The following is a 26,317-nucleotide window of genomic DNA, read 5'->3' on the forward strand; positions in this document are numbered from 1 at the left end:
GTGAGACACCTCCTCCATAAGATAGCATATAGCTTGTTGTAAACTATTTAACGATTTGTATAAGTTTAGGCGCAATTTCCGGCAATGGCAGGAGGTGATTCACACATCCAAGCTCTACGGCCGACCGCGGCATTCCGTACACTACACAGGTATCTTCGTTTTCTGCGATTGTAGAGTTTATACCGCTATCATATAAATTTTTCATTTCTCTTGCGCCATCGCTTCCCATACCTGTCATTAATACAGCATGACGCTGTAGCTCGGTAAAAGGTTGGATAGAGGCAAAAAGCGTATCCACTGAAGGGCGATGTCCATTACGTGGTGGTTCTTGTGTAAGCTGTATCCGGTAACTTCCTTGATTGCGAGCGACAGTCATATGATAACCGCCAGGAGCAATATAAGCTGTACCTGCTTGAAGAACCATTCCCTGTTCTGCTTCAACGACAGTAATACGACTTAAACTGTTCAAACGCTGTGCCAGAGATCGTGTAAAATTCGGCGGCATATGCTGAACAATCACAATCGGAGCAGGAAAGTTAGCCGGGATATTTTCTAATAAGCTTTTAAGCGCTCTAGGACCGCCGGTAGAGCATCCAACTGCTACCAACTGACGCCAAGGAGCTGTATTGCGTTCAACGCCTGCTGGGCGATTTACAGCCGGAGTAGACATTGATGGTGAAACAGGTGCTACTGGTTTTTCGATTTCTTTTTTGAAAGAAGAAGCCGCCGGTAGAGTAACCACTGGTTTGGTGCGTTTCGGTTCTTCTTCACGAACAGGCTTAGTCGGTATCTCCGGTTGCTTTTTAACCGGTGTTCCAGTAACAAAGGAAGGCTTAGACACATGACGCGGGTCCGCAGGCTTAGGTGCTACAGGACGTTTGTCTTGTGCTTGCTTGTCTGTTGTTACTTCTGGACGTGAAGGACGTGCAGTTGTATTCGGTGTTGGCGATGCTGGTTTGACCTGAAACCGTTCTGGACGACCTTGTTCCAGACGTTTATCAATGTCACGTTTAGATGTTTTTTTCTCAGAAGGGGCTGCCTGAGGTTCTGTTGAAGGTTGTTTGCCTTCTTCTTGCAGCTCTTGACTGTCTTGCAGATATGGCGACGGAGCAACGTCAGCCGCCATGTTTTTTTGTTCAGCTCTTTTGCGGTTTCTTTCCAGTGCATGAACAGCGGTATGAAGTTGTCTTCGTAGCTGTTGCCCAACCTCTTCAATATCCTGCGAATTACTGACCGAAGGCTTACGAATAAAGTCAAAAGCACCATTTTCCAAAGCCATAATTGTTTCACGCATACCCTGCTCATTAATGCCTGATAACATAATTATCGGCAGAGGACGCTGAGACATTATAATTTTTAGTGCTTCTAGCCCATTCATTTCTGGCATTTCTACATCCATTGTAACAACATCGGGTTTAAGTTCGACTACTTTTTTAGCAGCTTCACGCCCGTTATTTGCAGTATCTATCACGTGAAACAGAGGATCTGTCTCAATTAAATCCGAAATGATTTTTCTCATAAAAGGAGAATCGTCAACAACTAATATTTTATAAGTTGTCATATCAGCACCTCTGTTCCCTACAGAATCATTTAGTACGTTTAAGCCATTTTTGCATAAATCCTTTGATTCCTGTTAAGGTTCCTTCTGGACTTGCGTTTGGTGCAACCATATAACGTTGAGCCAAATTTTGAATGTCTTTGGATGCAATACATCCAGGAGAGTAGATTGAAAAAGGAACTTGTTTTTTTACGGATTGACTTACATGAGAATCATCGCTTACAAATCCCAAGAGAGGAATTTCTAAGTTCAGAAAGCGACTGGTAACCAATCTAATTTTATCTGAAGTCTGTACTGCTTCTTTTTCACTTTCAGCTCGATTCACGACTAATTTGAAAGAAACATCTTCTTCCATTCCGTGAACCACTTTGATCAATGCATACGCATCTGTAATCGAAGTTGGTTCTGGTGTCGTTACTACAATACATTCGTCAGCTGACATGATAAATTGTAGTGTTTCTTTCGACAAACCTGCTCCAGTGTCAAACAAAATATAATCCATATCTGTTGCTACTTTTTGAATCTGGTCTGTAAAGTAGATTAAATCTTTATCGGATAAAGAGAACAATGAGGTTAGCCCGGATCCACCAGCGATATAAGGTAATGATCCTGCTCCCTTTTCAATAATCTCATTGATCTGTTTCTCTCCACTAAGTAGATGAGACAAGTTAAACTTAGATCGTACACCCATCAGTACATCGATATTCGCCATTCCAATATCTGCATCAAATACCAACACTTTTCGCCCGAGCCGTTGAAGAGCAAGTGCAAAATTAAGAGTGAAATTGGATTTGCCTACTCCACCTTTACCGCTAGTGATCGTGATAAACTTCGCACTACGTGGTTCTGATTTAGGAGCCTGCACCGTTTTGGACGACATCAAATTTCTTAGTGATTGGGCTTGATCCATCATGGCAATATGTCTCCAAGCAATAGATTGGCAAGAAAGTCTGGACTTGGCATCAATAGATCGTCAGGTACATTCTGTCCATTGGTCATATAAGAGAGTCGCAATGGATATTCCTGAAGAAGATTGAACAGAGCACCATAACTTCCTGTCTCGTCTGCTTTGGTAAAAATGACTTTGTCCAATGGATACTTACTAAAATGTTCTGTGATCGTTCTCATGTCTTCTGTTTTGGAAGTAAAAGATAAAACCAGATACGTTTCACTATTTTCCAATGGAGCTAATAAGCTTTGTAATTCAGATACCAGTAATTCATTACGGTAATTACGACCCGCTGTATCCATCAAAATCAGATCACATTCATCTAAACGTTGTAGTGAGCGCTGCAAATCTCCTGGAGATTGAACCACTTCTAAAGGTACTCCCAAAATAGAGGCATACGTTCTAAGCTGCTCTACTGCCGATATACGGTACGTATCCGAAGTAATAAGACCTACTTTACGTTTATACTTAAATAACTGTTCAGCAGCCAGCTTAGCGATTGTAGTAGTCTTCCCTACACCCGTAGGACCTGCGACATATACAATTTTGGTAGCCGGATCAATCCCACCACCGATGCGTGATTGCGTAAACTGTTCGATCTGAAACTTCATAGCTGCTTTGGCATCGACATTGGTAATTAATTCTGGAGCTGGAAATTGTCCCATGGCTTCACTTAACCATGAATCAAGCAATTCTTGATCTAATCCTTGCTTTTTAAGACGGTCTGCGATTTCAACCAATGATGTTGGTAACGTCGCCATTTCTTTTTCACGACTTAAGTCAGCCATCATTTTTTTCATTTCACGTAATTCTTCAAACAATTTGTCTTGTTGATCCGATTGACTTGCACCATTAGATTCTGGAGCCTTATACACTGGCTGTTCAGCAACGAATGGAACATGACGTAAAGAAGATTGGGCTTGGTCTGAAATGCTTGGTTCCAGTGGAGCCGAGAATGGTGTTGAAGCTACCGAGTTACCTTCAGCTGAATCGGTTGGTTCTCCTGCTAATGCTTGTCGCATCGATTCAGCAAAAGCTTCACTTGATTTACGGTAGGCGTCTGGTACTACACGTTTAGGCACCGCAGCCGGAATATTAATCTCCGGCTGTGCTTTTACTGGTTCAGCAGCTTGTTCTTTCTCTACGGCTGCAATCACTTCAATCTTCTTTTTCTGAAACATCCCTAGAAAGCCGCCTGTTTTAAGTTCTTTGGTACTTAAAATAACTGCATCGCTACCAAGATCAGTTCGAATTTTTAACATCGCATCGGGCATTGTATCAACGATATATCGTTTTACCCTCATAAGTTCACCACCCCGACACTTTGAATTTCAACGTTAGGTTCAAGTTCACTGTAAGAAAGAACTGGAATATCCTGCATCGTGCGTTCAATCACTTGACGCAGATACATGCGTATAGCTGGCGAAGTCAACACGATCGGTTGTTGTCCCATTTGTAAAAGACGATTCACTTGCTCATTCATCTTCTGATACATCGATTGGGTCGATACCGGATCAAGAGCCAGATAACTTCCTTGTTCAGATTGCTGTACACTTTCGGCAATCTTTTTCTCCAGATTAGGTCCTACTGTAATCACACGTAGTGTTTCACCCTGGCTTGTAAATTGCTGCGTAATTTGTCGGGATAGAGCTTGACGTACATATTCAGTTAATACATCTGGATCTTTGGTATATGTTCCATAATCGGCAAGTGTCTCGAATATTGTAACCATATCCCGTATAGAAATTTTTTCTCTTAGTAATTTCACAAATACTTTTTGGATATCTCCTACTGCTAACACCGAAGGAATCAAGTCATCTACAAGCACAGGATAATTCTCGCGCAAGTTGTCAATCAATGCTCTTGTTTCTTGACGACCTAGTAGTTCATGACAATGTTTTTTGATCAGTTCAGTTAAATGTGTAGCCACAACTGAAGGTGGATCAACCACAGTGTATCCAGATAATTCAGCACGTTCTTTTGTTAATTCATCAATCCACAAAGCTGGTAAACCAAAGGCTGGTTCTAAAGTCTCTATTCCTGTAATTGAATCATCATCAAACCCAGGACTCATAGCGAGATAGTGATTTAGTAGTAATTCACCACCACCTACCACATTCCCTTTAATTTTGATGACATATTCATTTGGTTTTAACTGAATATTATCCCTAATACGGATAACAGGTACCACAAGACCTAGTTCGAGTGCGCATTGACGACGAATCATAATAATACGATCCAGTAAATCGCCACCTTGCTGTGTATCAGCCAGAGGAATCAGGCCATATCCAAATTCGAATTCAATCGGATCGATCTGTAGTAAGTTGATAACACTTTCAGGACTACGTACTTCTTCGATCTGTTGTTCTTCTTGTTGCTGTTCGGCTTCGACTACTTTTAAGTCAAGATTAGACTGCATCTTCCGAGCAGCGAATACTAACAGAATCGCTAGAGGGAATGTAGTTAAAAAGTGAATCGGTGTAAAAATACCTAACAGTGTAATTACGCCTGCTACGATATATAACAATTTTGGATAGGAGAATAGTTGTGCTGTAATATCGTCTGCCAAGTTACCTTCAGAAGAAGCTCTTGTAACAATTAGACCCGCAGCTGTTGAAATCAGCAATGCTGGAATCTGACTGACTAGACCATCACCAATAGTTAAAACAGAATACGTTGAAAGTGCTTCAGCGAATGGCATTCCGTGAACAGTCATCCCAATAATAAATCCACCAATTAGATTAATTAAGAGGATGATAATACTCGCAATAGCATCCCCTTTTACAAATTTACTTGCACCATCCATCGCTCCGTAGAAATCGGCTTCACGTTCGATTTTGCTACGACGTTCTCTAGCTTGATGTTCATTGATTAGACCTGCATTTAGATCCGCATCAATACTCATTTGCTTACCAGGCATAGCATCGAGCGTAAAACGTGCTCCAACCTCTGCTACCCGTTCAGAACCTTTAGTGATAACGATAAATTGTACAACGACGAGAATAAGGAAAACAACAAATCCAATAGCGATTTGTCCACCTGCAATCCAGCTACCAAATGTAGCAACAACTGAACCTGCATCCCCTTGTCCCAAAATCAATTTTGTTGTAGATATATTCAAAGCTAGCCGGAATAATGTGGTTATGAGCAACATAGCCGGGAAGATAGAAAATTCCAGTGCTTCTTTTGTATTCATTGCAATCAAAAGAATAATCATTGCCAGGGAAATATTTACAATCAGCAATACATCGAGTAGCCATGTCGGGATCGGAAGAATCATCATCATAATAATTCCTATGACACCCGCAAGCACAACCAAATCTTTAGTTTTCAATGCTATCCAGCCCTCCGATCCCCTGGTTTACTTGTTTTTACCTTTCATCTTGTACACATAAGCAAGAACTTCTGCTACCGCTTGAAAAAGATCACCCGGAATAGAATCTCCTATTTCTGATCTAGCAAACAATGCTCTTGCGAGCGGTTTGTTTTCCATCACGACAACACCATGTTGCTTGGCAAGTTCTCTTATTCGCAGGGCGACGTAATCTTGACCTTTCGCCACCACTTGTGGAGCAGCCATCTGACCATTGTCATATTTCAAAGCTACTGCAAAGTGAGTAGGGTTGGTAATAATAACGTCAGCATTGGGAACGTCCTGCATCATTCGCTGCATCGCCATACGGCGCTGTCTTTCGCGAATTTTCCCTTTTATCAACGGATCCCCTTCCACCTTTTTATATTCATCTTTAATATCTTGTTTGGACATCCGTATTCCTTTATTATGCTCATATCGCTGATACATATAATCAAAGATAGCAAGTACAAGTAAAGCAACACCTACTTTTATGCCCAAGCTCATTGTTAATCCAGCCGTATAGTGAAGAATGGCTTCAACAGACATATAAGCTGTTTTAGATAATTCATGAGAAGCACCAGACAATGTCTGATAAACTAGATACCCGATGACCGAGAGTTTGAGTATTGATTTCAAAAATTCTACGACTGAACGCATAGAAGCAATATTTTTAAATCCTTTAATTGGATCAAGCTTGCTGAACTTAGGTTGTATAGGCTCTCCGACTAGCAAAAAGCCAACCTGCGCATAGTTAGCGACTAATGCAAGTACTACAACAACCCCGAATACAGGTGAAACCAACATCATAATCTGTATCGCATATTGACCAAGCATCTGCATAATATTAGCTACGGTAACATCCATCGTTAAACGATGTAGAAAAGAATCTGTGAATAGCCATTCAATTCGTTTCATAAAAAAACTGCTGAACATCATCAAAGAAAATATTCCACCTAGCAATACCGCAGAACCGGGTATATCCATACTTTTAGCTACTTGACCTTTTTTACGCGTTTCTTGCTTTTTCTGAGATGTTGCTTCTTCTGTTTTTTCTCCAGAAAATAATTGCAGATTGATCCGTAATCTGAATGCCAATTCACAACCTCCTTCCATACGAAGTTTATTGTGGTCTGTTACCTACTACTTTTAATAACGATTGCATCGCTTGAAATAGTTGAGCAAAAACATGTTCGAACAGATAGCCAAAGCTTGGAGTTAACAGCATTAACATAAATAGTCCAAGAATAATCTTCACCGGCACACCGATAACAAAAATGTTAAATTGCGGTGCACTACGTGCTAGAAATCCAAGTCCTACATCTGTTAGAAACATAGCTACTACAATAGGTGCGGCCATTTGAAAAGCAATTAAAAATGAATTACTGAATGTTCGAATAAGAAATTCACTAATCGAGCCATCCATCATTTTACTCATGATCTCAGAATCAATTGGAATCCAGTCGTAACTATAAAGTACAGACTGAATCAAATAATGATGACCATTCATGCTCAAAAACAGCAGCATTGCTATCATGTACTTCAAATTACCAAACAATGGTGAAGATGCGCCTGTTAACGGATCAAGTACACTAGCGATACCAAAACCCGTTTGAATATCAATAAACGCACCAGCCATTTGTATAACAGCAAACATTAAATAAGCAACATAACCAAGCATCAATCCAATCATGACTTCTCTGATAACCAGTAGAACATAAATTTCGGGACTTTCTGATACGGTTACTGTTGTACTTTTGATCAAAAAAATTAAAAGGGATATAAAAAAGGCAATGCCTACTTTAAATGTGTTGGGCACTCCTTTTGATGAAAAAACGGGTGAAACTACAAAAAAAGCAATCATTCGACAAAAAACAAGCAAAAAAACAGGAAAACTTTGCTGTAACATCTCCATAAGCAATCAGCCTAACCGACATATTTGTATAAATTGTCGAGAATATTATACGTGTAATCTACTAGAACACTCAGTATCCATGGACCGAATAGCAGAAGTGCAAGCATAACAGCCACAATCTTAGGTACAAAGGCAAGCGTTTGCTCCTGAATTTGCGTAGTAGCCTGAAAAATACTGACTAACAGACCCACTACAAGTCCAAGTACAAGCATCGGTGCGCTGACTTTGAGTACTGTATACACTGCCTGTCCCGCCATACCGATGATAAACTCCGAACTCATGATTAACCTCCCTTAATTAGGAACATCTCTAACTTCGCTAATTGAAGCTGAGTAAGAGGGACTTAACGACCAAATACCATCCGTCTACAAGAACGAACAGTAAAATTTTAAACGGTAATGAGATCATAATCGGCGGTAGCATCATCATACCCATCGCCATAAGTACACTGGCGACTACAATATCAATAACTAAGAACGGTATGAAAATCATAAAGCCCATTTGAAAAGCTGTTTTCAATTCACTGATTGCGTAAGAAGGCACCATAACCGTAAGCGGAATATCTTGGATATTGCTTGGTTTTTCTGCACCAGTGTAATTGAGGAAAAGAAGTAAATCTTTTTCACGTGTATGTTTAAACATAAATTCTTTAATCGGTATTTCAGCAGCTTTCAAAGCCTCAGTCTGTGTAATACTACCTTTCAAATAAGGTTGAAGCGCTGTTTGGTTCATAGTGGATAGTACCGGCGACATTATAAAAATAGTTAAAAATAAAGCCAGCCCCACCAATACCTGGTTAGGAGGCATCTGGTTAGTCCCGAGCGAAGTCCGGACAAAGCTGAGCACAATAACAATACGGGTAAAGCTAGTCATTAAGACTAAGAATGCTGGCGCAACACTTATAACGGTAAGCAGCAACAGGATAGATAACGAGCTAGTTGCTGGTGCTGCATCTCCTGAGCCACTATCATTGCCGATCTGAATATCAATATTAGGTATCGGATCGGCAGTGGCAAATGCTGAACTTACAGATGTCAGACTAACGATAAAAAGCAGTACGAGCGTTATAATCAGCTTTTTTTTCATGAATCCCTCGACCGATCTGTAGAGTTTTCCTCCTTCATCAGCTCTTCCATCTTCTGTTTACGATTAGGAATTTGGCGAAGCTTGCTTTCAAATACTTCTTGAAAAGCTTCAGTTTCTCCTAGTTCCTCTTCTTGTACATCCGATTTTGGACGAAATCTTGCACTGATTTTGGAGATTAGTGGAGAAAGAATATTTTTCTGCTCCACTGCTTCTGTTTGAAATGAACGGATAATCAGCATAGCTTCTTCAGGATCAGAAATTTTATCCACTAATGTGATATCATCTCCAACACCTACCAAATATATGCTGCTACCAATTTCTATAACTTGTAATGATTTATTTGGCCCCATCGCTACCCCGCCGATCGTGCGTATCGCACGACGTGATAACCAGGTTTGACTTTTACGACCAAGAAATTTAAGTAGTAAAATGATAAGGGCTATAATTACAGCCAAGACGATTATAACCCAGACTATGCTTAGGAAATAATCGCCTGTTCCTCCCATTGTGGCTGTTTCACCTGACATGGGAATAATCTCCTACACGCCAAGCGTTTTGCTAATTGCTTCGATAACACGGTCAGCTTGGAAGGGTTTAACGATAAAATCTTTAGCTCCCGCTTGAATTGCATCAATAACCATTGCTTGTTGACCCATCGCAGAGCACATAATTACTTTTGCAGCTGCATCCAGCTTTTTGATTTCTTTAAGAGCAGCGATACCGTCCATTTCAGGCATTGTGATATCCATAGTAATTAAATCAGGACGCAGTTCTTTAAATTTCTCGATAGCTTGTGAGCCATCTTGTGCTTCCCCCACTACTTCATATCCGTTTTTACTCAAAATGTCGCGAATCATCATTCTCATAAAAGCTGCATCGTCCACGATAAGAATTCGGTTTGCCATTGATTTAAAATCCTCCCTAAATGATCATTATTGTATTTTTTGAATGCGGTCCCATTGGCTGATGATATCCGTAACACGAACACCAAAGTTTTCATCAATAACAACAACTTCGCCTTTAGCAATCAGTTTGTTATTTACAAGGATGTCTACCGGTTCACCTGCCAATTTGTCTAGTTCAATGATTGCGCCCTGAGACAATTCGAGGATATCTTTAATTTGCTTTTGGGTCCTACCTAATTCTACGGTTACTTTGAGCGGTATGTCCATCAATAAGTTCAAATTATTTTCATCCATGTTCGTCACAGACGGTGATTGGAAGTTTGCAAACTGAACAGGTTGAACATTAACCTCTCTTCCAGCCATACCACCATAATGCTGTGGAGCCTGTGGTGGATAAGCCTGAGGCGGGTAAGCCTGTGGTGGCATCGCATACCCTGGTGGATATTGCGGATACGGTGGGTAAGGCGGATACGGCTGTTCTGGCGCTCCGTATGGAGGCTGTTGGCTATAATCCGGTTGCATACCCGGCATACCTGGTTGTGGCATATTAGGCGGTGCCATAGGTTGCTGTGGAGCCTGTTGAGGTGGTACGGCAGCCGTAGGTGCTGGTGGTGCGACTGGAACTTCTGGTTCGGCTACTGTTTCTTCAGCACCTCCATTAATTAATATATCTACCATATATTTAGCAAATTCGACTGTTAACAATTGCATAATTGTAGAATCAATCAAATCACCAATCAAAAGTCGGAATGAAATTTTGATTAAGGTCTCATCATTAGGCAACATCGTTACCCCTTGATCATTGCTTACATCAAGGATATCAATTCCTGGTGGTGAAATATTAACAAAACGGTTAAAAATAGTCGACATCGATGTTGCTGAGGAACCCATCATTTGATTCATCGCTTCTTGAACCGCACTGATATGAATCTCATTCAACTCTTCGTCTTTTGGTTCTCCTTCGCCACCTAACATCAGATCGGCGATTACTTGTGCATCTCTTTTTTGAATCACTAATGAATTTATCCCTTGAAATCCATCTACATATTCAACATGAACAGCAACATGAGGTTTAGGGAACTCATTTTCAAACTCAGGACGTGTAATAATTCCTACTTGAGGAGTTGTAATATCTACTTTTTGTCCAAGTAGTGTAGATAATGCTGTTGCTGCACTACCAAAAGTAATATTACCAATCTCACCAAGAGCATCCTGCTCCATAGGAGTCAAAAAGTCGTCCACCGTTTTGACAGACGATGACGAAGAAGTATCTTCATCGCTTGCAGACTGCTTAAGCAAAGCGTCGATTTCTTCTTGTGACAAATAATCCTTACTCGTCAAATTCTTCCACTCCTTCACTCACAATTTCATCAATCTGAATAGCTACCCGGTCTTTTACTGTTCCCGGACTGCCAATAAATTTAACTTTATTTCCTATTTTGATCGATAGTGCATCATGTACAGGCTTGTTCAGTGAAATCACATCACCTATAGATAAGCCGATAAACTCCTGAATTGATAAATTAGATTCTCCTAATTCAGCAATAACAGGCAATGTAGCACGATTCACACGATGTTGTAGAGCTTCTACTTCTTCTGGAGCAGGCTCTTTCTTCTGAGAAACGAACCAGTGATGCGCAGATAACTTCGTCATAATCGGCTCAATAACCACATGAGGAATACATAAGTTGATCATCCCTGTCGTGTCACCGATTTTGGTACTTAGTGAGATCAAGGCTATCGTTTCATTGGGTGAGACAATCTGCATAAATTGTGGATTCGTCTCTAATGCTTCCATTCGCGGTGTAAGATCGATCACCGTTTTCCAAGCTTCTTGCAAACTATCGAATGTACGGCTAAATACTCGCTCAATAATTGTCGTCTCGATCTCTGTCAACGCGTTTATTTTAGAAGGAGCATTACCTACACCACCAAGCAAACGATCTAGCATTGCATAAGCAATATTAGGATGAACTTCCATGACCATTCGACCTTCAAGCGGTTCAGCTTCAAATATATTAAGTATCGTCATTTTAGGAATAGAACGAATAAACTCATCATACGGAAGTTGTTCTACCTGTACCACACTAATTTGAACAAAAGTACGAAGTTGAGCAGAAAAATAGGTTGTCAGATATCTGGCAAAGTTCTCGTGAATCCTTGTCAAACTTCGAATATGATCTTTAGAAAAACGGACAGCCCGTTTAAAATCATATGCTCTAACTTTTTTCTGTGTATCCTCTTTTTTCAGTTCTTCTGCATCCATCTCACCAGAAGAAAGTGCTGCTAAAAGAGCATCTATCTCATTTTGGGATAATACATCTACCATAATCTCACCCCCCTTGCTAGTTTATTTGTAATGAGGATCATCTTATTCCAAGATTAAATCGCACTTACAATAAAATTAGTGATCTCAATATCTACGACTTTACCTCCATCTTCTGGAAGAGAACTGTTAATCAATTTGAGTAACTTGTCATTTAGAGCATCTTTTCCTTTTGCTCCATTTAACGCATCAGGGTTCGTATCAGCAAGTGTTTTGATGATCAATGGTTTTACTTTCAAATCTTTGATCAATTCAAAAGCCTCTTTTGTTTTACCATCTTGAAGTTGGAAGGAGAAACTCATATTAACTACGTATGAAGGATCACCCAAGTTTGTTTTGATATCGTCTATTGTTGAAGAGACCTCGGCTATTTCAGAAGCTGTCATTTTAGATAAGGCTTCTTTTTCAGCAGCAGCTGCGGCGGCAGCACTTACGGGTTCTTTCTCTCCGAACATATTTCCCATTAAGAAATAGGCTACTACACCGATTAATCCTACTGCCAATACCCCGCTAACGAGCCAAGGTAGTAACTTTTTCATGATAATTCCTCCATATGCTGCACTTTAATAGTTCCTGTTAATGTGCCTATACTTTTGTTGTATTCGTGGATGAGTTTGTTTAATTGATCTGCTTTTTCTAAAACGATAATTCGTTTGCCTGTAGTTAATGTGACATACGTATCAGGTGTTTCTTCGATCATCTCGATTAAGAGTGAATTAAGCCACATTGGCGAACCATTTAATCTTGTTACAGGGATCATTTTGCCCCTCCTCAAAAAATGTCCTTATACAGCAAAAGGATGAGAAGGATAATATCATCCTTCTCGAACCTTTCATTAATTATCGTTTCAAGTTAACAATTTCTTCAAGAATAGAATCAGAAGTTGTAATAATACGAGAGTTCGCTTGGAAACCACGTTGAGCGACGATCATTTCTGTAAATTCACTTGTTAAATCAACGTTAGACATTTCAAGCTGACCTGCTACGATTGCACCAGTACCTGTTTCAGCATTATTTGCTGTAGTTAGAGTAATTTGTCCATCTAAAATCGCATTTGGTGTTACACGATACAAGCTACCTCCGATTTTTTCCAAACCTTCAGGGTTAGTTACTTTAGCAACTGCTAAAGTCTGACCTGTAGCTGTCGTACCATCTGCCAATGTGTATAATAATTGACCATTTTGCTGAATCGTAAATGAAGTTGCTTCTTCTCCAACGACTACAGGAGCGCCATCACTATCTACTACATAAGCACCATCAGAAGTTACAAGGTTACGGTTAGCATCGACGTGAAAGTCCCCTGCGCGCGTTAAATAAGGAGTTTCTTGATCTGCCGATAATTTAACAGCGAAGAATCCATCACCATCTAGACGTAAGTCTGTAGGGTTGTTTGTTGTCTGTGCACTACCTGCTAAATGAAGAGTATCGATAGAAGATACAGATGAACCCAACCCGATTTGTTGAGCATTTACACCACCGGCTGTATCTGTAGGAGCCGAAGTTCCTTTGACTGTTTGGCTCAAAATATCCTGGAACATAACGCGTGATTGTTTGAAACCTACTGTATTTACATTGGCAATATTGTTACCAATAACATCTAATTTTGTTTGAAAGCCTTTCATACCTGAAATTCCTGAATATAAAGATCTTAACATTGTGTTTCCTCCTATGGATGTTCAATTAGTGGGTTGAGACTGCTTCAGTCGGTCGGCAGTCTCCTGACTTTCCAGTGATGGTCCAGTCAGCAATCAAATAATTACGGCACTGTCGATTTGAGTAAAAACGTTGTCTTTCATTGATTTGCCATCCATGGCGGTAACAACGGTCCGATTGGGTACATTCACTATTAAAGCAACGCTATTCTGCATGAGTATCAGTGACTCTTTAGCACCTTTGGCAGCGGCTTTATCTATTGCTTGATTTACACTTTTTAACTGATCGGCACTAAGTTCGATTCCTCGCTGCTCTAATCGTTTAGAAGCATGATTGCTGAACTTTAGTAATTTGTTATCTAAAATATTTTGAAAGTCAGATGTTGAATTTTCGTTGTTTACATTTTTAGTACGTCCCAGTAGACCTGAATTGAGATTAGTCGGATATAACTGACCTACTTGGATAGGACCACTCATGATGAACCTTCTTCACTAGCCGGTGTTGTTGTATCCGTTACAGGTTCTGGTGTTGTCGGTGTTGCTTCTGTAGGCGTACTTGCTTGTTCTCCTGAAGATGGAGTAGCTGTTTCTTCAGTAGTTGTAGTAGGCGTTGTTGCTGCTGGTTCAGTTGTTGTAGCTGGTGTTGTTGTTTCTACAGGTGCTGTTGGTGTCTCAGTTACGCCTGATGGTGTTGTTGTCGCTGGTGTAGGCGTTGTTGTATCTGTTTTGGTTGGTGTTGTCGTTGCATTTGCTGCTTCTACCATAGCAATGATACTAAGCGGAACCGCATTTTCTCCTACCTGCGCATATTGCACGCCAGCTTTGAGAACGATTGATCCTACAACTCCGGATTGATACGTTGTTGTTTTCTCACCTGTTGCACTATCGGTTTTTTCTTCAGGCCACGTGATTTTTTTACCGATCAATTGTGAAGAAGCTCCGAGTGAATTATCTACAGATGAACCTACAGAATCAATTTTTTTACCGATATTAATCAATTGTTCTAGTGAAGAGAACTGAGCCATCTGTCCGATAAATTCTGTGTTTTCCATAGGAGACATTGGATCTTGGTTTTTCAATTGAGCGACTAAGATAGTTAGAAATTGATCTTTACCTAGTTCACTTTTACTTGTCGATGCTGCTTTTTGTACATTGCCTGTTGAATAATTAGGCCACATGTTGGATGTTGATATTGCATCTGCCAATTATATTCACCTCCGTTCGTTTATGCTTTCGCTACATACGTACTACCGTAATTCATAGTGCTTGATGCTGTAGCTGCTTTTGTTTCTTCGCGCCATTCTTTCAATTCACCATTCAACTCAACAGCAAGGATTGCATCGTCATTTTGTTCTTCTCTTCCGTTAGAACGTCTTCCGGATTGTTGTTGACCTGCACTAGAACCAAATCCTTGTCCGCCGTTATACATCTGTGATTGTAATGAAGAACTTTGCGTTACTTCTAGCTTTTCAACTTGAAGCCCTTGAGATTGAAGTGCTGAACGTAATTGAGACATTTGCTGATCTAACATATCTTTAGCCATATGCTTTTCAGTAATAAACTGAGCCAACACTTGACCATTTTGTATCGTAATTTTGACATCCACTTGACCCAAGTTTTCCGGGTTTAAAGAGATAGTCGCTTCAGACATTCCTTTAACTTGTTGAACGTCTAATTTGTTAACGATAAATTTACTCATTTCATCTGGAAAGTTCTGAATGTTCACTGTAGTAGTTGGCACTACAACTTTAGCGGTTGGAGCAGCTTCAGCACGCATTGCAAATTGTCCTACAGTCATCACTACTGGTTCAGGTTGCTCGTCTGATTGATCAGATGTTGCAGCTTGATCTCCACTTGCATCTTTCGCAGCATTTTGAACAATGCTTTGTACTGCACCTTGTTCAGCAGCTTTTTTCGTTTCATCCACTACTGTGATCTGTGCCGCTGTATTAGCTTTCGCTTCATCTTTAGGTGCTGTGATAATAGCTCCTTGATTATTTACAGAAGTTGTTAATGCATCAGGTGTTTGAGTACTCGCTTTTTGTAACATCGTTTGTAATCCTGTTAGCAATTGTTCAAGTTCAGGATTAGCAGCTTGTGTACCATTTTTAACAGCTTGTAAAGTATCTACAATTTGTGTCACAGCATCTGCAACTGCAAAGCGAAGTGTTTCCGGGTTTTTCGCTAGATTGTTCATCGCTTCCTGACCTGTATTCAAAACGTTAGCACCTGTTACATTTTGTGCTTCTGTTCCTTCTGTAGAAGAAGTCTGTTCTGAAGAACCAGATAAAACTTGTTGAACTTGTGTTAGCCAACCTTGTAATGATTGAACAAGAGCAGGATCCGTTGTAATCGCTTGGTCCATATCTTGCAGTTTGTCTAACAAGTCATCTAGAAGTTTACCTACTTTTTCAACTTGTTCTCCATCTGTGCCCTCACCTGTAACATCAGTAGATTGCTGACCACCAGAAATCATCGCCTGTAGTGTTTCTAATAAAGAAGCAGCTGTACCCATAATTCCAGAAGCTGTTTGAGCTAGTGGATTAGCTGGTGTACCGTTTGTTCCCATCACTTGCACAAGAGCTTGATTAAATCCTTGAGCCGAAGCTACATTCGTACCTGATGCTTTGGTTGCCGTCGTTGCGCCTGCATTGCCTAATAAGTTTTGAAGTATCATACTCATTTATTATCACCTCCTTTAAGGAAAAGGTTAATAAGACAGACTTCCCAACTGTGCCCTATAGCCATACAATAGGAAATGCTTCCGACTGTTCTTATCATTATTAATTACCTGCCATAAGCTGATTAATAATTTTCACTGTTGCTGCTGGATCTTTAGTAGACATCGCAGAAAGAATTCCTGCTCTTGTAGTGTCATCCATTGTGTTTAACACTTTCAATACTTTCGCCTGGCTACCTTTAGCTGTTTGCAATAATAAATCTGCTGCACTAGCTGCTGGCATACTTGTAAATGTTTGAGCCAATGCTTGATCATCTAATTTAGAACTCGTAGTAGATGAAGCTGGTGTAGGAGCTACTGTTGTTGTAGCATTTTGCAAAGCTAGTGAAGTCACTGAAGCAACTTTGGCATCCATTTTTTGCAAAATTCCTGCTTGGTCTGTCGCATTCATTGCATTTAATATTTCTACTTGTTGAGGTGTAGTCATATTTTGCAAAATTGCTGCTGCTTTGGAAGAACTCATATTAGAGTATATTTTCGCAACATTTTTAACTTGTTTTTGATAATCATTAAGTGTTGATGTGCCTGTACTCGTAGTCCCTGTAGCTGTTGTTCCAGTTGTCGTGCCTGTAGTTGCTGGTGTGGTTCCAGTCGTTGCCGGTGTTGTCGATGTTCCGTTCGTATTTGTTGTAGCATTCTTTTTAAGAGTCTCAATTTCTTTTGCTTGTTCTTCTTGAGTTGCTTTGGAAGCAGCAAGTTCTTTTTTTAATTTATCTACTGTAGCACTATCACTTTCTGATTGAGTAGTACTTGCAGTAGCACTACTACCTTTATCGGCAGAAGGCACCCAATTTTTCACTATAGGAATTTTGTCTAGTGTATTAAACATACTATTACGTAAATCTACGTTGAATAACATAACGATTACGCCTACTAATACAAGGGTAAACAGAATTGGAGTTGCAATAAAAAGGAATCTTCCCATTCCACCTGATTCCTTTTCCACTTCCATTTCTGGACTTTTCTTCGCCACGGTAAACCTCCTTGAGCCAAACATACTTAATTCTAATTAGCGTCATACTGGTATCAATTGGTGTATATATTACTTGGAGTTCATTACATAACGCACTGTAGCCATTTCGTCGAGATCATTTTGCTCACGAACCATGTGTTCATGAGTAAATTTAGTCTTTGCTTTATCCTTGGCTTGTAACCATACTTTTTCATCAACCATTTTTTCAGTTAAATGAAGTTTTTTGTGCTCTACTTCTACCTGAGCTTCACGAATATCGATAATTTTGCGTGAGATACATTGATCGAGATAAACGACATAACGTTGTAAATCTTGCAATTCAGAAATAGGCGCTCTATTTTCAATCGCTTGATTAATCATTTCCAACGTGCGGCCTTGATCTTCCAGCAGTTGATCTAATGTTTGTTCCTGTGCTTGTAGTTCTCCCAGTGCTGAAGATAATAGCCATTCTGCCTGGTTCTTTGCACTCGATTTGATATCAACAACTTTTTGAAAAGTATACTGGAATTTCATAAATTATCAGCTCCTCGCAAATTCGGCAATCATCTGTTCTTGTGCTCCAGAAAGTGTCGTTTTTTCATGTACTTTTTGTTTGGTGAATCTCCAGATATCTTGTATACGCTCAATCGCTTCATCAATATCAGGACTGGATCCTTTTTGATAAGCACCGATATTAATTAAATCTTCTGATTCTTTAAATACAGACATCAGTCGCTTGATATTATCTGCTGCATCTGTCTGTTCTTCTTCTACAATGTCTTTCATTACCCGGCTGATACTGGCTAATACATCAATCGCTGGAAACTGTCCTTTGTTAGCAATAGAGCGATTCAGCACGATATGACCATCCAAGATTCCTCTGACAGCATCAGCTATCGGTTCATTCATATCATCACCATCTACCAGTACAGTATAGAAAGCAGTGATAGAGCCTGTAGGTCCTGTACCCGCTCTTTCTAACAACTTGGGTAATCCAGCAAATACAGATGGTGTATATCCTCTCATTGCAGGTGGTTCGCCGACAGCCAATCCTACCTCACGTTGAGCCATAGCATAACGAGTGACTGAATCCATCATAAACATCACGTTCATTCCGCGATCTCTGAAATATTCAGCTATCGTTGTAGCAATCAAAGCACCTTTGATACGAATGAGTGCAGGTTGATCAGATGTAGCCACGATAACGACAGAACGTTGTAACCCTTCTGGACCTAGATCGCGTTCGATAAAATCGCGTACTTCACGTCCACGTTCTCCAATAAGTGCAATTACATTCACATCTGCTTCTGTATTACGAGCAATCATTCCCATTAACGTACTTTTACCAACACCAGAACCAGCGAAGATACCTACACGCTGACCTTTACCTATGGTTAACAGTCCGTCAATCGCTCTTACTCCTATACTTATAGGATCTTGAACTCTGGGTCTTGAAAGTGGATTAGGTGGTGTGTTAAAAGTAGAATAATGGGTCATTCTTGCTGGAATCAATGAACCATCTAAAGGTTGTCCTAATCCATCTAGCACTTTACCTAGTAATTCTGAACCTACTTGAACAGTAAGCGGCTTCCCTGTACCGACAACATCGCATCCTGGACCAATCGATTGTAATTCACCGAGTGGCATTAACAGAACTTTGTTATCCCGGAAACCAACTACCTCAGCTCGTAATGGAGCAATACCTTTTGTTGGATAGATATAACATACATCTCCAATGCTTGCGTCCGGCCCTTCAGACTCAACCATTAATCCTATCACCTGAGTCACTTTACCGTTGATACGAACCGGATCAAGTTGCTTTAAATATTCTAAATATCGTGAAGAATTAAGATCCTGCATTTCCATTCCCCCGCTCTTCATCATGAAGCGCTAAGCGAACCAATTCTTTTTTAATTTCGCTTAGTTGAGTATCAATACGAGCATCCACACTACCAAATGCTGATCGAATGACACAGCCGCGATCGGTTACCGTCGAATCCGGTAAGATTTGAAGTTCTGCTTGAGAGTCGATTGACAGTGTTAACTCTTCTCTAGCAGCATGTACAAAATCGAATTGACTTGGACTAATACACAATGTAATGACACCTTGCTCTCGCTTGCGAGCGAGTGTTCTTTTAATCAAATCAATCACATAATCTTCTTGTTCTTCAAGCTTTTTATTAATCACTTTTTCAGCTATACCACAACTTAAGTTTACTAAGAATGGTTCTGCTTCTTGAATAATTTGCTCTTTGGCTTCATAAGCTTGACCGAGAACTGTCTGTGCTTCTTGCATCACTTCAGTCATGTGAATTTGCATTTCAGCTTCAACACGTTCTCTTCCTTCTTCAAAACCTTCTTGAAAAGCTTGTACTTTAATCGCTTCAATCAAGTGCTCATCTTGCTGACGACGCTCTTCCCACCAAGCTGCAATCATTTCTTGTGCATTTTGGAGAATACGTTCTGCTTCTTCAGCCGCTTCGCGTACTTGACGTTCTGCAAATTCTTTGGCATCTGTCAGCATTTCTTCTTTTAAACGAACGGTATGTTCATCCACATGAGGTTGATCATAAGCATGTGGATGAGAAACCGTATAAGTGTCTTGAGTAGCTCCATCAGATTGCTTGTAATAATCACGGCTGAAATCGAGCTTTTTAAGCACTTCTACCGGAATATATTGGGATGATTTGATCAAATTAGACAATGATATCATCTCCTCCACCGCGTGCTATGATAATTTCACCTGACTCTTCAAGTCTTCTAATAATTCCAACTATACGAGTCTGTGCTTCTTCTACATCTTTCAAGCGGACAGGTCCCATAAATTCCATTTCTTCTTTGAATGTTTCAGCCATACGTTTGGACATATTTTTGAATACCGATTCGCGTACATCTTCGCTTGCCACTTTGAGTGCCAATTGAAGATCGGCATTCTCGACATCCCGTACAATCCGTTGAATCGAACGATCGTCGATATTGACAATATCTTCGAAAACAAACATCCGTTTTTTGATTTCTTCAGCAAGTTCAGGATCTTGAATTTCTAGTGAATCAAGGATCGTTCTTTCTGTTCCTCGGTCAACACCATTCAAGATTTGAACAATCGATTCGATACCACCTGCATTTGTATAATCCTGTGTAACCGTAGCTGATAATTTCTGCTCCAATACACGTTCAATTTGCGAGATAACTTCCGGTGATGTACTATCCATCATCGCCACTCTTCTTGCTACTTCAGCTTGTTTTTCCTGAGGTAGCGAAGAAAGAATAGCAGCCGCTTGTTCAAATTGTAGATAAGAAAGTACCAAAGCAATCGTTTGTGGATTTTCATTTTGAATAAAGTTCAAAATCTGACTAGGATCAGCTTTACGAGCAAAATCGAACGGTCTTACTTGTAATGTAGCTGTTAGTCTGTTAATCACTTCAAGAGCTTTGTTCTCACCTAATGCTTTTTCCAAAATTTCTTTAGCGTAATTAATACCGCCTTGAGAAATATATTCTTGAGCTAAGCAAATCTGATGAAATTCAGAAACGACTGAATCTTTCTCAGCACTTTCTACTTTACGTACATTAGCAATTTCAAGTGTTAATTGTTCTATTTCTTCATCACGTAGATGTTTAAATATTTGAGCCGATACTTCCGGTCCGAGTGAGATTAATAATATGGCTGCTTTTTGTCTTCCGTTAAGCGCCTGAGTACTTCCCTTTGCCATCGATTCACCTCTTATTCATCAGCAAGCCATGTACGTAATAAGTTAACAAATTCATCCGGTTTCTTTTTGGCAAGTGATTCAAGTTGCTTACGTACCTGACTATCATTCGTCAAGTTGTCCAAACTAATCGAAGGAAGCTCAGTTACTACTGGTAACAGCATATCTTCTTCATAGTCTCCTGTTTGTTGCTGTTTGCGACGACGTAAGATTATAAACACAACAGCCGCGATAACAAGTGCTGCGATTGCTGCAATAATCCAAGTCATATTATTAGCAAAAAATCCTTGATCTGTTGTATCTGTAGCGAATGCTTGTGAGAACACATTTACTTTTGAAGTAAGATTCACATCACCAGCTGCATATGTTACACCGTTTTCGGCTAATGAAGTTCTAACAATACTTTCAAGCATTTTTTGAACTTCTGTATTCACAGCTGTTTGTTGTGCTGCTGTTTGACCTGCTACTGGATCAATAGCTACATTAATTGTTAAATCTTTAACAAAATAAGGACTAGATACAATTTCATTATGAATTTTGTTTACGTCATAATTGATTGTACTTTGAGATTTTTCGGATTCATTACTACCTGATGATGAGCCACCTGGATACGTCGGAGTATCTGTACCTCCTGTTCCAGCAACACCACTATCTGGAGTAGAAGTACCTGTACTGCTTTCTTGGATCTGTTGTGCACTGATCTCGATACCTTTCATATTTTCCGTATCGACAGGTTGTACAAGATCTTCTTTAGAATTTTTTTGATCAAAATTCAAGTTCGAAGCAACCAGTACATTTACACGTTCAGGTCCTAGCAATCTTCCCAAAAACTGTCTTACATTATTTTCAACATCAGCTTCATATTTTTTCTGTAAAGCCATATTTTCTTGTACTGCTCCAGCCAGCCCAGAAGGTCCGCCACCTTTAACGGTAGATACTAGTTCACTACCATCTGTCCCATTCGTGATTGTAATATTCGCAATCGGTAAATGTGGAACAGCAGTACTTACTAAATTGTAATAACCATCAACTGCTTCTTGCGTTACACGAAATCCTGGTTTGAACTGCATAACTACTGATGCTGTTCCTGTATCTTCGTCTTCTGTACTAGCAAAAAGACTTTCTTGTGGCAAATTTACCAATACTTTCGCATTGCTTACTCCGTTCATCTGTTTGAGCAATTGCGATACTTCGCCATTCAAAGCGTTATTATATTTCACATTAAATTCATTATCTGTCATACCAATAGCAGAAGAGCTTGCATTAAATTCGCTAAATCCGATTGTTCCGTTTTGCATTAATCCTTGTGATCCTACAGCGACTTTGGCTCTAGCAGCACTTTCACTTGCTACAGAAATGCTTGTACCATCACTACTTAACTGGTAAGGAATACCTTGTCCATCTAAGTATTCCATAATCGAAGCGGAATCTGTAGCATCTAAGTTTTGGAATGCTACTTCATATTGGACTTTAGAAAATTGAATAGTTAGTACAACAATAGCAATAATAATAAATGCCAGCGTTGAGATCAGTAATATTTTTTGGTTTTTATTAAAATTCTTCCAGTATTGGACAAGTTTATCTCTATACTGGGCAACTCTTTCATTCACAATGTCACCCCACTCGAAACTATGCTATGGAACATATACAGCTACTTACAATTGAGTACGCATGATTTCCTGATAAGCTTCAAGCGCTTTGTTACGAACTTGAGAAACCATTTGTAGACTAAGTAGTGATTTCTCAGAGGCGACCATTACTTGATCCACATCTACTTGTCCTAGCAAGAACTTATCGTTCATCTGGTGAACTGTTTTCTCCTGTTGTCCAACTTGATTCATAGCATCTTCTAAGTAAGAACCAAATTGTTCCATTGCTTCACCAGGTGTTGCTTTGGCTTGTGTCGTCATTCCCGTCGTCATCTTCAAAGGGGATGCAGCATTGAACATTGTGTTCTCTATCATTATTTACCCCGCCTTTCTATCTTTGATCGTTTATTTACCAATTTGTAGTGCTTTGGTAATCATTGCTTTAGAAGCATTGAGTGCAGTTACGTTAGCTTCATATGAACGCGAAGCCGATATCATGTCCACCATTTCTTTTAAATTATCGACGTTAGGCATTTTTACATAGCCATCTTTGTCTGCGTCTGGATGTGTCGGATTATATACAAGTTTGAAAGGTTCTGGATCTTCTTGAATGGCTGAAGCTTTAACACCGTTAATCCCGTTGCGGCTTCCATTCATTGCGGAATCAAGTGTATCTGCGAAAGATGGTTTGTTTGTCGATAACACAACTTCTTTACGACGGTAAGGAACAGCTTCACCATTAACGACTTGTGCTCTTGTTGTCTCTGCATTCGCAATATTGGAGGAGACAACATCCATTCGAAGTCGTTGTGCTGTTAACGCAGAAGCACTAATATCAAAACTGCTACTAATTCTCATGGATTAGCTTCCTCCTTGAATAGCGGTTCGCATCATTTTAATCTGATGATTAATTTGTTCAATATAAGCATTGTAACGAAGTTGGTTTTCAGCAAGATTGCTCATTTCTACATCCATGTCCACATTGTTTAAGTTGTTATTCATGACTGTGCTTTCGTTGCTAGTGACCATTGCTTGAGGAATAGAATTTGTATTACCTAATTGAAAATGTCTTTTATCTTCAACTTTACCACTAAATGGCATCTGAGAATCATCCATTTGGCTTTTAAGCATATTTTCAAAAGATACATCTGATCTTTTAAAATAAGGAGTATCTGCATTGGCAATGTTATTTGAAATAACTTGCTGTCTGAGTGTAGCTGCTCCCATTGCTCCTTCTAATCTTTTAAATCCAACATCATTTAAAAGGTTCATTGACATCACTCCTTTCAATATCCATGCTGATCTGGAAAGTAAATTCCATATTTTTATCATAATTCCTTTTTTTTCGACAAAATAATTGCAAATCATGTTCGTAGTTGAAGTTATTTTGTGCGTCATTCTTCCTAAAATCTTATACCATAAGTTTCCTAGAGAATTGGACATAACACAATGAGAATAAAGCCCTATCTTTTGACAAAAACTGAGTCTTTTTGTCTTGTTTTAAAAAAATTCTTCCAAATTACATGAAGAAAATACCATTTAAGATGAATTAAACCATGTAATTTTTGTCGATTATGCACGAAATTAACTAACTTAACTTTTAAAGGTTTTATTTAATTTTAAATATTTTAGGTCTTTTATCATCTATAGCGTCCTGATAAAAATTAAGAAGATTAGTTAATTGAACAACTTTTAGCACGATTTAGCGACATATAGCCTAGTGCATATTACTTACTGAAAAATAATTTTTTAAGGTTTTGTGAATTTTATTTCATTTATCCATTTTATTTTTGACTAAATGTGCTTTTTAGAGAATAGTGCATGCTGGGGAAAAAGAATTTGCATGTTTGCGAAAATGAATCAATCATAACGTATTCATTGTAAATTGGCTAGTATAATATATACGTGTTCTTTACTATATCGGATCATCTCAACTGATCTTGTACTGTGTTTTTCTTTCTGTACTCATCATACAACTTTCGCGAGTATGAAAATATAGGAAAAAGGCGGGGAACTTTGAGAAACAGTACCCCACCTTTTTCCTAAAAAGATGATTTCCTATTCAATTTTAGTCTTTAGCGACTAGTACAAGTACTATAGCCATAGAAATTTACAGAATATACTGACTCAAATCTCTGTTTTGAGCAATTTCTCTTAATTTCTCTTGAACATATTGAGGGGTAATAATCATTTTTTCTAACGTCAATTCAGGTGCTTCAAAAGATAAATCTTCAAGCAGTTTTTCCAAAATCGTATGCAATCGACGTGCACCAATATTTTCAGTATTCTGATTAACGGCTGCTGCGATCGAAGCAATCTCACGAATCGCTTCAGCAGAAAATTCTAACTCTATATTTTCCGAACGTAAAAGATAAATGTATTGTTTTGTTAACGCATTTTCAGGCTCTGTTAAAATATTTACAAAGTCTTCTAGAGTTAGACTATCCAATTCTACCCGAATCGGGAAGCGTCCTTGTAATTCAGGAATCAAATCTGAAGGCTTGGACGTATGGAAAGCTCCAGCTGCGATAAATAAAATATAATCGGTTTTGACCGGACCATATTTGGTCATAATGGTAGAACCTTCAACGATTGGAAGGATATCGCGTTGTACCCCTTCTCTCGAAACGTCAGGTCCTGTACCACGCCCAGAACTGGTTACTTTATCAATCTCATCGATAAAAATAATACCAGTCTGTTCTGCACGACGTAGCGACTCTTGATTCACATCGTCCATGTCCATCAATTTATTCGCTTCTTGTTGCGTTAATATTTTACGAGCATCTTTAATCGGGAGTTTACGTTTTTTTGTTTTTTTAGGTAAAAAGCTACCTAACATTTCTTGCATATTCATACCCATTTGATCGTTGCCTTGACCTGCAAACATATCCATCAAAGATGGCATAGAATCTTCAACTTCAACTTCAATCACATCGTTTTCTAACTTGCCTGCCAACAGATCAAAACGTACTCTACGTCTTTTATCTTGAATCGAACCCTCTTGTTCAAAATTCGTCTGAGGTTCTTCAGGCTGACTTTGATTACCAAATAGCATTTCAAGCGGATTACGTTGTGATTTATTTTTAAAACCAGAAGGTACTAGGATTTCGACGATACGTTCATTCGCCATTTCTTCTGCTTGATCTTTTACTTTTTCAGTACGTTCTAATTTCACCATACGAATAGCTGTTTCTACTAGGTCACGTACCATAGATTCAACATCTCGTCCTACATAACCTACTTCAGTAAACTTGGTTGCTTCTACTTTAATAAACGGAGCATGAACCAACTTCGCTAAGCGACGAGCAATTTCTGTTTTACCTACACCTGTTGGACCGATCATTAAAATATTTTTAGGTACGATCTCATCCTGCATATTTTCCGGTAATAGGCTACGACGATAACGATTACGAAGTGCGACCGCAACTGATTTTTTAGCATTTTTTTGTCCAACAATATACTTATCCAATTCGGTAACTATTTCTCTAGGGGTCAAAGCAGTGGTTGTCATGATCTTACCTCCATATCGATAAAAGTAGTGAACTGATATTAATGATCATTATTAAACAAAGATACGATTATA

28 protein-coding genes are annotated in these 26,317 nt (G+C 39.3%); all 28 read right to left on the reverse strand.

Going from position 1 to position 26,317, the window contains the following annotated elements:
• Nucleotides 1-43: 43 nt before the first annotated feature.
• Nucleotides 44-1,561, reverse strand: a complete 1,518-nt coding sequence (locus tag PTI45_RS09710) for a protein-glutamate methylesterase/protein-glutamine glutaminase (protein WP_069327363.1) — start codon at nt 1,559-1,561, stop codon at nt 44-46.
• A 25-nt stretch (nt 1,562-1,586) separates the two neighbouring features.
• The gene (locus PTI45_RS09715) at nt 1,587-2,471 is read right to left on the reverse strand and encodes a MinD/ParA family protein (protein WP_069327364.1); all 885 of its coding nucleotides are present in this window, start codon (nt 2,469-2,471) and stop codon (nt 1,587-1,589) included.
• Complete coding sequence (gene flhF / locus PTI45_RS09720) at nt 2,468-3,811, reverse strand: flagellar biosynthesis GTPase FlhF (protein ID WP_069327365.1); 1,344 nt, start codon at nt 3,809-3,811, stop codon at nt 2,468-2,470. Before flhF ends, PTI45_RS09715 begins: the two co-directional genes overlap by 4 nt.
• The gene (gene flhA, locus PTI45_RS09725; protein ID WP_069327366.1) at nt 3,808-5,841 is read right to left on the reverse strand and encodes a flagellar biosynthesis protein FlhA; all 2,034 of its coding nucleotides are present in this window, start codon (nt 5,839-5,841) and stop codon (nt 3,808-3,810) included. Before flhA ends, flhF begins: the two co-directional genes overlap by 4 nt.
• Before the next feature lie 27 nt (nt 5,842-5,868).
• Nucleotides 5,869-6,957: a flagellar biosynthesis protein FlhB gene (gene flhB / locus PTI45_RS09730; protein WP_371748216.1), complete on the reverse strand. Its 1,089-nt coding sequence runs from the start codon at nt 6,955-6,957 to the stop codon at nt 5,869-5,871.
• 25 nt (nt 6,958-6,982) lie between these two features.
• Entirely contained in the window at nt 6,983-7,774 is a 792-nt protein-coding gene (gene fliR / locus PTI45_RS09735; protein WP_069327368.1) for a flagellar biosynthetic protein FliR, read from the reverse strand.
• A gap of 11 nt (nt 7,775-7,785) precedes the next feature.
• Entirely contained in the window at nt 7,786-8,055 is a 270-nt protein-coding gene (gene fliQ / locus PTI45_RS09740) for a flagellar biosynthesis protein FliQ (RefSeq protein ID WP_069327369.1), read from the reverse strand.
• 37 nt (nt 8,056-8,092) lie between these two features.
• Complete coding sequence (fliP, locus tag PTI45_RS09745) at nt 8,093-8,860, reverse strand: flagellar type III secretion system pore protein FliP (RefSeq protein ID WP_069327370.1); 768 nt, start codon at nt 8,858-8,860, stop codon at nt 8,093-8,095.
• Nucleotides 8,857-9,387: a flagellar biosynthetic protein FliO gene (locus tag PTI45_RS09750; RefSeq protein WP_069327371.1), complete on the reverse strand. Its 531-nt coding sequence runs from the start codon at nt 9,385-9,387 to the stop codon at nt 8,857-8,859. The genes fliP and PTI45_RS09750 overlap by 4 nt, the downstream gene beginning before the upstream one ends.
• Nucleotides 9,388-9,399: 12 nt before the next feature.
• Nucleotides 9,400-9,765: a response regulator gene (locus PTI45_RS09755; protein ID WP_069327372.1), complete on the reverse strand. Its 366-nt coding sequence runs from the start codon at nt 9,763-9,765 to the stop codon at nt 9,400-9,402.
• Nucleotides 9,766-9,792: 27 nt separating this feature from the next.
• Nucleotides 9,793-11,106, reverse strand: coding sequence for a flagellar motor switch phosphatase FliY (fliY, locus tag PTI45_RS09760; protein WP_069327373.1), 1,314 nt, complete (start codon nt 11,104-11,106; stop codon nt 9,793-9,795).
• On the reverse strand, nt 11,096-12,094 hold the full coding sequence (gene fliM / locus PTI45_RS09765; protein WP_069327374.1) for a flagellar motor switch protein FliM: 999 nt from the start codon (nt 12,092-12,094) through the stop codon (nt 11,096-11,098). Before fliM ends, fliY begins: the two co-directional genes overlap by 11 nt.
• Before the next feature lie 53 nt (nt 12,095-12,147).
• Entirely contained in the window at nt 12,148-12,630 is a 483-nt protein-coding gene (locus tag PTI45_RS09770; protein ID WP_069327375.1) for a flagellar basal body-associated FliL family protein, read from the reverse strand.
• The gene (locus PTI45_RS09775; protein WP_069327376.1) at nt 12,627-12,851 is read right to left on the reverse strand and encodes a flagellar FlbD family protein; all 225 of its coding nucleotides are present in this window, start codon (nt 12,849-12,851) and stop codon (nt 12,627-12,629) included. Before PTI45_RS09775 ends, PTI45_RS09770 begins: the two co-directional genes overlap by 4 nt.
• A 79-nt stretch (nt 12,852-12,930) precedes the next feature.
• Nucleotides 12,931-13,746 (reverse strand): flagellar basal body rod protein FlgG, encoded by an 816-nt coding sequence (gene flgG / locus PTI45_RS09780; protein WP_069327377.1) that lies wholly within the window; start codon nt 13,744-13,746, stop codon nt 12,931-12,933.
• Nucleotides 13,747-13,839: 93 nt separating this feature from the next.
• Entirely contained in the window at nt 13,840-14,220 is a 381-nt protein-coding gene (locus PTI45_RS09785) for a TIGR02530 family flagellar biosynthesis protein (protein ID WP_069327378.1), read from the reverse strand.
• Nucleotides 14,217-14,948, reverse strand: a complete 732-nt coding sequence (locus PTI45_RS09790; protein ID WP_069327379.1) for a flagellar hook capping FlgD N-terminal domain-containing protein — start codon at nt 14,946-14,948, stop codon at nt 14,217-14,219. The genes PTI45_RS09785 and PTI45_RS09790 overlap by 4 nt, the downstream gene beginning before the upstream one ends.
• 20 nt (nt 14,949-14,968) lie before the next feature.
• Entirely contained in the window at nt 14,969-16,426 is a 1,458-nt protein-coding gene (locus tag PTI45_RS09795; protein ID WP_069327380.1) for a flagellar hook-length control protein FliK, read from the reverse strand.
• Between the two features lie 100 nt (nt 16,427-16,526).
• Nucleotides 16,527-17,456, reverse strand: coding sequence for a magnesium transporter MgtE N-terminal domain-containing protein (locus PTI45_RS09800; RefSeq protein WP_083243446.1), 930 nt, complete (start codon nt 17,454-17,456; stop codon nt 16,527-16,529).
• Between the two features lie 69 nt (nt 17,457-17,525).
• Nucleotides 17,526-17,969: a flagellar export protein FliJ gene (fliJ, locus tag PTI45_RS09805; protein ID WP_069327382.1), complete on the reverse strand. Its 444-nt coding sequence runs from the start codon at nt 17,967-17,969 to the stop codon at nt 17,526-17,528.
• A gap of 6 nt (nt 17,970-17,975) precedes the next feature.
• Complete coding sequence (gene fliI, locus PTI45_RS09810; protein ID WP_069327383.1) at nt 17,976-19,295, reverse strand: flagellar protein export ATPase FliI; 1,320 nt, start codon at nt 19,293-19,295, stop codon at nt 17,976-17,978.
• Nucleotides 19,282-20,139, reverse strand: a complete 858-nt coding sequence (locus PTI45_RS09815; RefSeq protein WP_069327384.1) for a FliH/SctL family protein — start codon at nt 20,137-20,139, stop codon at nt 19,282-19,284. Before PTI45_RS09815 ends, fliI begins: the two co-directional genes overlap by 14 nt.
• Nucleotides 20,132-21,148: a flagellar motor switch protein FliG gene (gene fliG / locus PTI45_RS09820; protein ID WP_069327385.1), complete on the reverse strand. Its 1,017-nt coding sequence runs from the start codon at nt 21,146-21,148 to the stop codon at nt 20,132-20,134. The genes PTI45_RS09815 and fliG overlap by 8 nt, the downstream gene beginning before the upstream one ends.
• Before the next feature lie 11 nt (nt 21,149-21,159).
• A complete protein-coding gene (fliF, locus tag PTI45_RS09825; protein WP_069327386.1) occupies nt 21,160-22,755 on the reverse strand; it encodes a flagellar basal-body MS-ring/collar protein FliF in 1,596 nt (531 codons plus the stop codon).
• 45 nt (nt 22,756-22,800) lie between these two features.
• Complete coding sequence (gene fliE, locus PTI45_RS09830) at nt 22,801-23,109, reverse strand: flagellar hook-basal body complex protein FliE (protein WP_069327387.1); 309 nt, start codon at nt 23,107-23,109, stop codon at nt 22,801-22,803.
• 30 nt (nt 23,110-23,139) lie between these two features.
• Nucleotides 23,140-23,592, reverse strand: coding sequence for a flagellar basal body rod protein FlgC (gene flgC, locus PTI45_RS09835; RefSeq protein WP_069327388.1), 453 nt, complete (start codon nt 23,590-23,592; stop codon nt 23,140-23,142).
• Between the two features lie 3 nt (nt 23,593-23,595).
• A complete protein-coding gene (gene flgB / locus PTI45_RS09840; protein WP_069327389.1) occupies nt 23,596-24,006 on the reverse strand; it encodes a flagellar basal body rod protein FlgB in 411 nt (136 codons plus the stop codon).
• 838 nt (nt 24,007-24,844) lie between these two features.
• Nucleotides 24,845-26,245 (reverse strand): ATP-dependent protease ATPase subunit HslU, encoded by a 1,401-nt coding sequence (gene hslU / locus PTI45_RS09845; protein WP_069327390.1) that lies wholly within the window; start codon nt 26,243-26,245, stop codon nt 24,845-24,847.
• Between the last annotated feature and the right edge of the window lie 72 nt (nt 26,246-26,317).

The organism is Paenibacillus nuruki, assembly GCF_001721045.1.
GTDB lineage: Bacteria > Bacillota > Bacilli > Paenibacillales > Paenibacillaceae > Saccharibacillus > Saccharibacillus nuruki.